The 10,604-nt window shown below is 72.5% G+C and carries 9 protein-coding genes; 3 read left to right on the top strand and 6 right to left on the bottom strand.

Annotated elements, in window-relative coordinates; translation table 11 throughout:
- Positions 1-21: 21 nt before the first annotated feature.
- The 5 genes from BMW99_RS14200 to BMW99_RS14180 are packed head-to-tail and all read right to left on the bottom strand — an operon-like array spanning position 22 to position 5,591.
- Positions 22-1,323, bottom strand: coding sequence for a glutamate synthase-related protein (locus tag BMW99_RS14200; RefSeq protein ID WP_069464742.1), 1,302 nt, complete (start codon positions 1,321-1,323; stop codon positions 22-24).
- On the bottom strand, positions 1,320-2,324 hold the full coding sequence (locus BMW99_RS14195) for an asparagine synthetase A (protein WP_075016894.1): 1,005 nt from the start codon (positions 2,322-2,324) through the stop codon (positions 1,320-1,322). Before BMW99_RS14195 ends, BMW99_RS14200 begins: the two co-directional genes overlap by 4 nt.
- Complete coding sequence (locus BMW99_RS14190; RefSeq protein WP_245791459.1) at positions 2,321-3,631, bottom strand: methylaspartate mutase; 1,311 nt, start codon at positions 3,629-3,631, stop codon at positions 2,321-2,323. Before BMW99_RS14190 ends, BMW99_RS14195 begins: the two co-directional genes overlap by 4 nt.
- Before the next feature lie 41 nt (positions 3,632-3,672).
- Positions 3,673-4,188, bottom strand: a complete 516-nt coding sequence (locus tag BMW99_RS42060; protein WP_143080533.1) for a cobalamin B12-binding domain-containing protein — start codon at positions 4,186-4,188, stop codon at positions 3,673-3,675.
- A 56-nt stretch (positions 4,189-4,244) separates the two neighbouring features.
- A complete protein-coding gene (locus BMW99_RS14180) occupies positions 4,245-5,591 on the bottom strand; it encodes a helix-turn-helix domain-containing protein (protein ID WP_075016891.1) in 1,347 nt (448 codons plus the stop codon).
- Between the two features lie 459 nt (positions 5,592-6,050).
- On the opposite strand from BMW99_RS14180, the gene BMW99_RS41315 reads away from it, so the two are divergent.
- On the top strand, positions 6,051-6,872 hold the full coding sequence (locus tag BMW99_RS41315; protein ID WP_075016890.1) for a hypothetical protein: 822 nt from the start codon (positions 6,051-6,053) through the stop codon (positions 6,870-6,872).
- 458 nt (positions 6,873-7,330) lie between these two features.
- Here the strand turns inward: BMW99_RS41315 and BMW99_RS14170 are convergent, their stop codons facing one another.
- Positions 7,331-8,473 carry a HEAT repeat domain-containing protein gene (locus BMW99_RS14170; RefSeq protein WP_143080532.1) on the bottom strand — a complete coding sequence of 381 codons (1,143 nt, stop codon included), beginning with the start codon at positions 8,471-8,473 and terminating at the stop codon, positions 7,331-7,333.
- A gap of 315 nt (positions 8,474-8,788) precedes the next feature.
- Between BMW99_RS14170 and BMW99_RS14165 the strand changes: the two genes are divergently transcribed.
- Both BMW99_RS14165 and BMW99_RS14160 read left to right on the top strand, forming a co-directional pair.
- Entirely contained in the window at positions 8,789-9,412 is a 624-nt protein-coding gene (locus BMW99_RS14165) for a helix-turn-helix domain-containing protein (protein ID WP_069463666.1), read from the top strand.
- A gap of 182 nt (positions 9,413-9,594) precedes the next feature.
- Positions 9,595-10,485, top strand: a complete 891-nt coding sequence (locus BMW99_RS14160; RefSeq protein WP_218108416.1) for an SCO6745 family protein — start codon at positions 9,595-9,597, stop codon at positions 10,483-10,485.
- Positions 10,486-10,604: the final 119 nt, after the last annotated feature.

Below are 10,604 nucleotides of genomic sequence, written 5' to 3'. Positions count from 1 at the left end.
AATCGGAAGAATGGCGGCAGATCAGCGGCGGTCGGCCACGACGCCGGGGTGCTCCCCGGCGGAGGCGGCGGCCGCCGTCCAGACGTCGTCCGGGCCAAGGCCGGCCGGACGGTACTTGCCCAGCGCGCTGATCAGCAGCCGCAGTTCGAAGGCGAGGCAGTCGACGAGGCGGCCGAGCCCGTGGCGGGGATCCTCGTCCACCGCGAGCAGCGCCGCCCGGCCCAGTCCGGCGGCGGCGGCACCGAGCGCGAGGCTCTTGGCGACCCGGCCCCCTTCCCACATCCGGCCGGAGACCAACAGCGGCAGACCCCCGTCGACGGGCCGCGGCAGCGCCGCGAGCCTGTGCAGGCACTCGGCCAGCGGCAGGCCCACGTCCCGCAGGAACACGCCGGGCGCCCAGCCGGTGCCGCCCTCGGCGCCGTCGACGGCGACCGCGTCGGCACCGGCCTCGACGGCCACCCGTACCGCGTCCGCCACGTCCCGGCCGGGGAAGAGCTTCACCCAGACCCGGGCCCTGGGGAAGTTGTTGCGCATCAACCGGATCTGCTGCCGCAGGATCTCCGCGGTGAAGGTTCCCGGCGTGGCCGAACGCAGCGTCGTGCCGCCGGGGAAGAGGGCTTCGGTGCCGAACCGGTCGCCGAGCCGGGCGGCCTCCCGGTCGTCCAGCACGGTCATGCCGCCCAGCCCCGGCTTGGCACCCTGACCGAGCTTCAGCTCGAAGGCCAGCCGCCCCGAGTCCAGCAGGGCCGCCGCACCGGGGTCGCTGTACAGGAGGTTCCAGACCTCCGCGTCGGCGTCCTCGGTGCTCTGCTGCACCACCACGCCGCCGACGCCGGGCGCGAGCGCCTCGCCGTAGGCGGTCAGCCGGTCGAGCAGCGCGCCGTGCGCGCCGCCGGTGCCGCGCCGGTACCCGCCGGTCGGGACGACGTTCTCCCCGATCACCATCGGCAGGCCCAGCGCTCCCGCCTGGCGGCTCAGCGCCAGGCCCGCGTCGCCACTCGCGGCGCGGGTGGAGCCGGTCGCCGAGACGTACACCGGCAGCGGCGCGTGCAGGCCCCCGATCCGGGTGGCCAGGTCCACGTCGCCGTGCACGGGTTCGCGGCCGAGGTCGATGAGCTTCTCCAGCCGCCGCTCCATGAACAGCGGGGGCACCAGCCGCATCGCGTCCAGCCCGTCGGGCCCCGGCGCCGCGGAGGCGGCGCCGTACAGCGTCGAGCCGTACTCCTCGGCCGCCGGGAAGGCGGCCGCCGCTCCGCGCCGGGCCCGGTCGCGAACCGCCGCCTCGGGGAAACCGGGGGCCGACAGCCGGCCGGTGCCGCTCACGGGGACACCACCCCGGGCAGCTTGGGGTAGGCGTTCGCCTGCCAGACCGCGTCGAGACCGCACACGTAGCGGGTCAGGCGCTCCACACCGATCCCGAACCCGGAGCTCGCCGGGACGCCCTCGCGCACCACGTCCAGGTACCAGCGGTACTTCTGCGGGTTCTCGCCGGTCTCGCGCATGCGGGTGACGATCTCGGCGTAGGTGTGGGTGCGCTCGCTGCCGCTGCACAGCTCGCCGTAGCCCTCGGGCGCGATGAGGTCGAAGTTCCGCAGCGCACCCGGGGTGGTGGTCGACTCGCGGTCGTAGAAGCCGCGCGAGCCCTTCGGGTAGTCGACGACGAAGAACGGCCCGGTGCGGGCCGCCGACAGCAGCACCTCGCCCCGCCAGTCGATCTCGGCGTCGGGGCTCTGCTCGTGGCCCCGCTGCCGCAGCAGGGCCACCGCCTCGGCGTGGGTCAGGGACGGGAAGCCGCCCGGGGTGAGCCCGGCGAACGCGGAGGTGTCCCGGCCGAGCCGCGCGAACACCTCCGGCAGCGCGGCCACGGCGGCGCGGACCATGTGGACCACGAGATCGGCGGCGAGCCGGGTGATCTCCTCCCGGGACGCCCCGGCCACCTCGACGTCCAGCTGGTGGAACTCGGCCAGATGGCGGCTGGTGTCGGCGGTCTCCAGCGGTTCGAGGCGGACGTTCGGCGCGATGCAGAAGATCTTGCGGAAGGCGAGCAGGGAGGTCTGCTTGTAGAGGATCGCGCTCGTCATGAGCTTGTAGGGGTGCCCGTAGAAGTCGACGTCGACCTGCTTCGAGCCACGTCCGCCCGGGTCGGTGACCGGGCCGATGACCGGCGGCAGCGTCTCGGCGAAGCCCGCGTCGTGCAGGAACGCGCGTGCCGCCGTGAGCAGGTGCTGCTGCACCGTCAGGGCGTCGCGGACGCGCTGGTCGGTGAGGTGCGCCCGCGGCCCGGGGGGCCGAAGGGGAGCGGTGTCGAGGGTGGGTGCGGTCATGGCAGGGGAGCTCCGTCCTGCTGGTTGTCGGGGAGGGGCACGCGCGAGGGGGGTTCGCCGAACCCGCGGAACGGCGGGCGGGACACGGCGGAGAGGTCGAAGGCACGCTCGTCGAAGGTGCGGCGGACGTACGACAGGGCGTCGAGCAGTTCCGCCGAACCGATCGAGGTGCCGCGGCCGGCCGGCTCCGGGCGGATCGGCATGGAGCCGACCGACGACCAGTGCAGCCGGCCGTCCGCGTCCAGCCGGCTGCCGGTCCGCCCGGCGTTGTCCGGGTGAAGGCAGTACGGGATGTCCAGATAGCCCTTCGCGAAGGCGGCCACCAGCGCCTCGCCCACGTCGGGGCTGAGACCGAGCACGGCGTCGACGAGGGCCCGGGCCTCGGCGTAGACCCCGGTGTCGGCCGTCGCACGGCCTCCGGGGGGCGCCCGTCGCTCGTGGTCCGCGACGGCCGCGGCGGTCTCCAGAGCCAGGACGTTCTCGGCCACCGTGGGAATGCGGTGCGCTTCGGACGTGGTCTTCACCACCAGCCGGGCGGCACCGGAGCGGACCGCGAGCCGGGCTGCCTCGTCGAGCAACAGCTGGGCGCCGCCGGGCGACTGCGGGAAGACGCCCATGTACGCGTAGAGGACGATGTGCCAGTCGGTGCCGGTCAGCAACTCGCCGGCGAGGCGGCCGAGCGCGGCCAGCGCCTCCGCGTCCTGACCGGCGTTGGCCTGCTGGGCGTAGCTGAGCGACAGGCAGCGCAGGCCGGCCTGCCGGAAGAAGAGGGCCTCGAGGACGCTGATCGCGACCAGCAGCCCCGGCGGGCAGAGCTGTCCGAGCATGCATCCGCCGAAGGTCTCCATGTGCGGTTCCGCCGCGGCCCGCGATCCGTCCCGGGCCGCGACCAGCAGCTCGCAGCAGCGCCGCCAGCTGCGGACCGCCTCGCGCAGCGGCGTCCTGCTGTACGGCAGGCAGTACGACACCGGGCCGCCCTCGGACGCGTGCAGTCCCAGTGCCGGGAGCAGGGCGAAGATCGCTTCGGGCAGGGCGGAGCCGTGGCGGACCTGGACGGGGAAGCCGTCGTCCATGACGCCGGCCAGCATGCCCCGGGTCGTGCCGGGCGGATGGACGGTGATGGGGTAGCCGTTGAGCTCCTCTCCGGCGGTCAGCGCGCGGCGCGCGGCGCCGGTCTCGCCCAGCCTGGTGTAGCTGTCCAGCGTGATGGTGCCCACCGTGGTCGCGGCGGCGCTCCGGGTGGCGAGCAGGCCCTTCCGCATCCGTGCCGGGTCGCCCATGCCCATGCGGGGCTGCACGACCAGCATTCCGGAGGCCGCCGAGGCGGCGACGAAAGAGCCGAATCCCGTCACAGAAGGACTTCCGATTCGAGGGATTCCAGGTAGTCCAGGAATTCGGGAAGCCCGGTGGCACCTTCTTCGAAAACCCGGTTGAACCCGGCGGCTCGCAGGATCGTCTCCCGGCTTCCGTCGTCCGCCCCGCCGATGCCGAGTTTCCCGCCGATCACCACCGGTGTCCGCTCCAGATCGACGCAGCCGCGGATCTCGGAGATCATCCGTCTGCCGTCCTGGAAGCCATGTCCGTTGACACTGCTGACGACGACCAGGTCCGGCCGCCGGCGCCGGCATTCCGCGACCAGGAGGGCGTCGGGAACGCAGCTGCCGAGATTCGTCACGCGGTGGCCGCGTTCCCTGAGCAGGAGCTCCAGGAACACCAGATTCCAGGTGTGGGCGTCGGACAGGGTTCCGGACACCACGATGTCCCTGCCGGCGCGTGCGGATATCCCCATGGGCATGGCTCGTCCTCTGGTCAGGAAAGTGAGGCTGCTGGCGGTGTCCGGCCAGCGTATTTTCGGGTCGGACACCGCCCCGGCACTTCTTCCGGCAGGCAGTGGGCAGATTGCGGGCACACGGCGGCCGATCAGCCGACCGCGCCGAGCGCGATCCCGGCCGGGCCGAAGGGAAGTGCTCCGGTGGCCGTGCCGTGCGGGCCCCGGCCGTCCCGCATCAGCGTCCGTACGAGGCTGAGCGCGGAGAAGCGCACCCCGCCCGGAGTCAGCCGGGTGCGTACGAGGCCGCGGTGGAGCACCTCGTGCACCGCCGCGAGGCACTCCGCCAGCGGCAGTCCGACCGCGGAGCCGGCCTGCTCGGCCGATCTGTCCTCACCGGCGGCGGCCAGGTACGCGAGCAGGCTGCGCTGCGGAACGCTCAGCTCCGCCATCGCCTCGTCCAGGTCGGCACGCAGGTGGCCGCGCTCGACATGGGTGACCGGGGGCGCCGCCAGCCGCCAGGGGCTGGGGGACAGCCGCGTCACCAACTGCTCGGGCGACTCGACGAGGATCCAGCCGGCCGCGTACTCCAGGGCGCGCGGCAGGCCGTCCAGCAGCCGGCACAACTCCGCGACGGCCCGGGCGTTGCCGGCGTCCAGCCGGAACCCTGGGCGGACGGTCCGCAGGTGCGCGACGAGCATCCGGACCGAGGCGACCTGGGCGAGCACATCGGGTTCGTACGCAGCCTGCGGCTCCGGGACGGGCAGGGGTTGCAGCGGCACCACCTGCTCGCCGTCGGCGGTCAGCGGCTCGCGCGCGGTGACCAGCACCCGCAGACCGGGACAGTGCCGGAAGAGCCGGTCGAGCAGCGGCCGGGCCTGCGACGGGCAGGCGTCGTCCAGGACCAGCAGCGTCGGACGGTCGCCGATCGACTCGTCGAGCGCGTCGGTACGCGCCGGGTCCACCGCGGTCGGCCCGGTCGGCAGGGTTCCGCGCAGCGCCACGGGGTCCGCCCCGGTGGGCCAGCGCACCGACCAGCGCAGGCGTTCGTGGACCCGGTGGGCGACCTCCAGGGCCAGCCGGCTCTTGCCCACCCCGCCGAGTCCGACGACCGACAGGAGCCGGGCGCCGTCCACCGTGAGGGCGTCGACGAGCGCCTCGGTCTCCTCCTGACGCCCGATCAGACTGTTGCGGGGGGTCGGCGGGGGAGACGGCTCGGGGCTGAGGCCGTCCGGGTCCTCGCGGCGGCGGGCGGACGCCTCGAAGATCGTGCGCGCCCGCCCTTCGAGCCGCAACGCGTCCGCGAGCAGCCGCACGGTGTCGTTCCTGGGGTACCGGACGCGCTCGGCCTCCAGGTCGCGCAGAGCACGGACGCTCAGCGTGGCGTGGTCGGCGAGCACCTGCTGGGTCAGACCTCTCGCCTCCCGCCGGGATCTCAGCAGGTCGCCGAAGTTCGGCAGCGGCCTCTCCCGGTCCTGCTCGTGCTGCGAAAATCCCATGTCTCATCCACCTGTTCGTTGGGTGCGCTGGTGCATGAACCGCTGTCCGCCGCCCGAAGGGGCACCGGCGGGAATCCTGAGGGTGTGACCCTGGTGTGCGTTCTCGGCCCGCGCCGACGTGACGGAGCATCGAACGGCACCTTCCCGTTGCGTTCCTGCCGCGGTACCGGGTCGCGGACCCCCTGGGGAACGCGCGCCGCACGCACCCGGAACCGGCCTCCGGTCCGGCCCGCGTCCCCGGGACGGGGCGGCGGGACGGGGCGACTTCGGACGCCATCGCGCGGGACCGGGCCCGCGAAGGATCCACCAGCCCAATTCCGGCCGAATTCCGCGTAGTTCACACCATGTCGGGTGCCGCGGCCGATGGAAGAATGGCGGGACCCGGTCGCCGCCGTGCGGGCGGGCACGTGACGCGAGCCGGGCGACCGCCGGCTCACGGGGGTGTCAGGGGGAATGCGCGTGAACCTGCCGTACGGGCCTGCCCGCGGCCTGCCGGCCGTCGTCCTCGCCGCGGCGGGGCTGCTGGCGACCGGATGCTCGGGCGGAGGAGGCGACGACGGCGCCGCGCCGTCGCCGGACCCCTCGGCCACACTCTCCGCCGTCGCGTCACCGGCCGCGTCGTCCGCCTCGCCCTCGCCGCGCGCCACGCCGTCGCCGCCCTACCCGACCGGTCCGGGCGGCTGCCATCAGGACCGCGGCTGGTCCGACGTCCAGGCGGCGGAGTGGGTGAACGAGGGGCAGATCGGCTCCACGGTCTGGACCGACCACAAGTGGGGTCACGTCCGCTTCGACAAGTCCATCGCCGGGTTCGACGGGCCGGTGTGCACCCCGATCGCCGTTCAGGTGCAGTACTGGAAGGTCACCTACCGGGCGCCCGTCGACGGCTCGGCGGCGTCCGACGGCTCACCGCGCTACGCCTTCACCACCGCGTCGCTGGCCCGGACCCAGGTGCGCGTCGACGGGCGGTCGGTGCGGGACGTCTACGCGCCCAAGAGCGTGGCCACGGCCGCCAAGAACCCCTGCGTCGGGTACATGTGGGCGATCTACACCGGCGGGCCGCTGAGCCAGCGCGAGATGGCGACCGACATCACCACCGGCGGCCTCATCGGCCAGTCGATCTCGTTCCCGACCAAGCGCGTCGCGTACTCCCAACTCGCCCCGCCGTCCGCGCCGCAGGTCTGCGACAGCGCCGGGCACCCGGTCGGCAGGCCCAACCCCAAGGCCCCCGGCACGGGCGTCCCCGGCCTGCCGTCGATCACCCTCCAGCCGAAGACCCCCTGACGCACGGCTTCCACAGCTCAGAAGGCACTTTCGCGTTCCCGATCAGGATCCGGACGCCACCGCGGATGACACGCGCAGGCCAGGAACTGTTCGCGGTCCGAAACCGCCTGCAAGCGCCGGCAGGTCGAGACTTGCCGTCGCCGTCGCCGATACCGATGAGTTGGGTATAAGCGCGAATTCTGGCGGATCGTAACAGCGCGGCTGGCCTGCTGCGGCGCGGCGTCGGGGGAGCGGTGCGGGGTCAGCGGGCGGTGCTGACGGAGACGTTGGGGCGGCCCGCGAGGTCGTCGGATCCTGGTCGGCTTTCGACCGGGTGGACTTCGCGATCACCGCGATCACCGCGATCGGATCGCGATCGTCGCCGAGGTCGTCGGCGTAGGCGCCGGCTGGCGGGGAGCGTCGTTCGAACCGGCGGTGTTCCCGGCTCCGAAGCAGCCGACAGGCACAGGCGGGGACGTTCAGCGGCCGTCGCGGCGCCATTCGTAACGCCACGCCGCTTCGAGGAAGCCCTCTTCTTCCACGGAACCGCGCTGCGGCGGGCCGAGGAGGCGTGCTGCTTCCACGCACCGTTCGTCGTGGTGGAGGGCGAGCCCGTAGACGGCGGCCAGTTGGACCAGACGGTTCGAGTCGTCCAGCGCGGCAGCCATGGCGTCCGCGAAGACGGGATCGTGGTCCCTGCCCTCGGCCACCACGCGGCATGCGGTTTTCCGTACCACCGGGTCCGGATCGGTCATCAGCCGCAGCAACGCCGTGCGGGCATCGCCGGAAAAGGCCGGCGGCGACGACAACGCCTTGAGCCCTTGCGCCACCGCACGCCGGACCCGGGCGTCGGGATGGCCGGCGTGCGGCAGAAGCGCCACCTCCGCGCGTGGGTCGTTGTGTTCTCCGAGAGCGACCAGCACCTCGGTGAGCACGGCGAAGTCCGTCTCCTCAGCCGACCAGTCGGTGAACATGTCCAGAGCGGGACCGGCGAACGCGTCCTCGTCGCTGTCGTCGAGCAGATGGGTCACCCGGAGTACCTCGGCACCGAACAACCGGCGGGACGGGTCCGGGTGCGTGCGCAGCGTCGCAGCGGCGGTCCAGATCGCCTGGTCGCGTCGGCCGGCCAGCAGGAGGGTGACCCCGCTCCACGTCGGGTGGTTCTGGTCGGCGATGGTCAACGCGCGGTCCATCAGTTCCTCGAACGAGGTCCGGACACCGAGCAGTTCCTCGACGTCGGTGAGGATCGCCCCGTGGCCGTCCCACACGGTCATGCCACCAAGGGTGCACTCGTCGACGCTGCTGTACTCGTCGTCCGGCACCTGCGTACGGACGACGGCATCCCGGGAACCTGTACGGCGACGCAGTTCGGCCTCGACCCCCGTCTCGTGCCAGCGGCGCGCGAGGTCCCGCGCCTCCCGGAGTTCGGAATCGGGATACCTGCCTCGGATCTTGTGGTCCAGGAGCGCCTCGAACAGAGCGGGCGAACCCGAGTCGACCGCCGCACTCAGAGGGATCAGATCCTCGGGCCCGCTCCGGCCCGAATCCGCACCGTGATGGAGCAGCAGTTGCGCGATGTACCCGGCGTGCATCCGGACCGCCAGGCCGAACGCGGCGTCCACGTAGTCGGAGTCACTGTTCTCATGGAGAACTACCCCTACCAGGTCAGTGTCCCGAGCCCGGACCGCGGAGATCAGGGCGGACTCGCCGTCCACCGCATTGCTCTTACCCGCACCCGTACCCACGCTCATGATCCTGTTCCCCCGGCAGCGATCGCAGCTCAGTGTAGATCCGCCGAATCGGCCCGATGGGGCGGATGACAGGCATGGGTGCCCGCGGCGCTGGAAGGCCAAGATCCACGCCCCCGAGATCGAGTACCGCATCAGACAACGCTTGCCCGGTGATGGGAGACTGATCTGTCGATTGGGGGGTGCGCAGTGGAGACTGCCAACCGCACGCTGACGGCGGATGTGATCGCGGCACTGAGGTACTGGCCCGGTGTGATTTGGGTAGGCCAGAAGAATCCTCCCGACCCGGTGGACATGACCGTCCTGCCGCCCTTTTTCAACGAGGTGCTGCAGGGCCTTCCGTGGTGGAACCGCGACTGGAAGGTCGTCCGCGTCCAGCCCGGAACGCCCGCAGAAACCGGGGATCATCGCTGCGATGCCGCCGTGAGGTTCACCGAGGTGTCGATCCCGGGAACGGTCACCGCCGGCAACGGCGAGAGCCTGCCGTTCGTCGCGAAGGTCGGTTTTACGGGCGAGCGGCTGATCCGCTTCCAGGCCAAGATCGGCGACGTTGTCATCGGCCCGGCCGTCGCCCCTGCCGGGCGATCGGAGCCGCACCCGTTCGGTCGGATTCTCACCGGGTTGATGGACCTGCGCGGGATACCGGTCAAGGACATGGCCAGGGCTGCCGGACTGTCGATGTCCACCATCCACATGCTCCGCCGCGGGGACAATCCGCATCTGATGCTGGTCCGTCGGATCGCCGGGAACTTCGACCTGTCCGAGGCGGATCTCAGAGTCATCGCCGGTCTCGACGACGGCAGTACGCAGTAGCCGACAGGTAGCGCCGCCACGTTGCGGCGTTGGTGCTGCGTGAACCGCGAGATCGGCGAGTACGGGAATGCCGGTGCGCGAGGGTGGTCCTGAGGGCACCGCCGCGACGGTTCGCCGCGGGCGAAGCCGTCGGTCACGCCATGCGCGAGACACGGCGCCCGATCGAGGCGTAGAAGGTTGCCATGTCAATGTCGATGCCGGACCGGCGGCAGGCCGCCCGGGACCTCTGGCGACTGCTCGAGCCGATCCACGCCGTCGTCTACTTCGCCCCGGAACCGCTGGAAGCGCTCAAGGCCGCCGGCTACCGCGGTGTCTGGATGAGCTACTTCGCCGGACGGGCCGCTCCCCTGGGCAGCGCAGGCGCCGACGTCGTGCACGCCCTGTTCTACAACTTCAGCTACGCGCGGGTGAGTCGGGCCCTGCCGGCGGCGTGGAGCTTCGCTCCGCCGAGCGAGGCCCTCGCCGCGCGGGTACGAGGATCCGTGCGGGCGCTCGGCCGGGCGCTGGGCCCCGCGGCCGACGGCGCGGATGTGGCACGGGCGGCGGAACTCGCCCTGCGCGCCGCACGATCGGCTCCCGCCGAGGGCCGGACCCTGTTCGCCGCCAACCGCTCCCTGCCCGTACCTCAGGAGCCCCTTGCCCAGCTGTGGCAGGCCGCGACGCTTCTGCGCGAACACCGTGGCGACGGCCACACCGCGGCTCTGTTCGCCGCCGGGATCACCGGCCGCGAGTCACACGTCCTCCACGCGATCGCGAACGCGATCCCCCGTGGCGTCTACACGCAGGCACGCGACTTCGACGACGCGGAGTGGACCTCGAAGCGCGACGCCCTCACGAACAAAGGGCTCCTCGAGGACGGCCGGCTGTCCCGGCAGGGGCTTGAGCTCACAGCCCGGATCGAGGAACGAACCGACGACCTGGCCGCCTCCGCCTACGAGGTGCTGACCACCGTCGAGACCGAGGAGCTCGCCCGGCTGCTGCGCCCCCTGACCCACGCCGTGGTGCGCGCGGGCGACATTCCCCTGGACAATCCCATGGGCCTGGACCTGCGCGAGTCACACGACCGGCAGTGAGCTCGCGGGTGCGGTGGAGCGGGCCTGGTGGCCGTCGCGGACCCTCCCCGACGGGACGACGTCCTGCCGGCCCGCCTCCCGCGCGGGACGCCCCCCTGGTCCGGTGCCCGGCCGGGCCG

It is taken from the genome of Actinacidiphila rubida, from assembly GCF_900110255.1.
In the GTDB taxonomy this organism is placed as follows: Bacteria; Actinomycetota; Actinomycetes; order Streptomycetales; family Streptomycetaceae; genus Actinacidiphila; species Actinacidiphila rubida.
The sequence above is the reverse complement of the archived record's forward strand: the minus strand, read 5'-3'. Positions and strand labels throughout refer to the sequence as shown.